The sequence below is a fragment of the Lyngbya sp. CCY1209 genome (assembly GCF_035615495.1).
In the GTDB taxonomy this organism is placed as follows: domain Bacteria; phylum Cyanobacteriota; class Cyanobacteriia; order Cyanobacteriales; family Microcoleaceae; genus Limnospira.
Genome location: NZ_JAJENU010000036.1, coordinates 1 through 267, shown reverse-complemented (window position 1 = coordinate 267; position 267 = coordinate 1). Strand labels below are relative to the sequence as shown.

Genomic DNA, 267 nt, shown 5'->3' with positions numbered 1-267 from the left:
AGCGATCGTCTTGGGACAAAGCTTAGAAGTTGCCAACAGCTATCTCAGGGATTTCGCTACATCTCCCGAGTTTCAGGCAAAAATGCAGCTTGCATTCGGAAATCATAAAATTTGGGATAAGGCAGATTTAATTAATTTTCCGACGATTGAAATTCGTCCTGCGTCTGAAATCAATAATGCCAAAGGTGCTTTTGCTGCTGCTACGAATACGATTTACTTGTCTCAGGAGTTGGTGGATGAGAATTCGGGGAATGTAAATGCGATCGC

The 267-nt window shown here is 42.7% G+C and carries 1 pseudogene; it reads left to right on the top strand.

Going from position 1 to position 267, the window contains the following annotated elements:
- Nucleotides 1-267, top strand: a pseudogene (locus LKE08_RS00165) (amidase); the annotation flags it as partial.